1 rRNA gene is annotated in these 249 nt (G+C 58.2%); it reads left to right on the top strand.

Annotation, left to right across the window (positions count from 1 at the left end):
- Positions 1 to 132: 132 nt before the first annotated feature.
- Positions 133 to 249, top strand: a 5S ribosomal RNA gene (rrf, locus tag AOQ53_RS32290).

Genomic DNA, 249 nt, shown 5'->3' with positions numbered 1-249 from the left:
TAACGTGTGGAGTTGACCGGTACTAATAGGCCGAGGGCTTGTCCTCAGTTGCTCGCGTCCACTGTGTTGGTTCTGAAACCACGAACAGCCCCACGTTGCCACGGCGTGGTGCGGCTGACAGTTTCATAGTGTTTCGGTGGTTATAGCGTAGGGGAAACGCCCGGTTACATTCCGAACCCGGAAGCTAAGCCTTACAGCGCCGATGGTACTGCAGGGGGGACCCTGTGGGAGAGTAGGACGCCGCCGAAC

It is taken from the genome of Streptomyces azureus (genome assembly GCF_001270025.1).
Classification (GTDB): domain Bacteria; phylum Actinomycetota; class Actinomycetes; order Streptomycetales; family Streptomycetaceae; genus Streptomyces; species Streptomyces azureus.
Note: the sequence above shows the minus strand (reverse complement) of the source record. Positions and strands in the feature narration are given on the sequence as shown.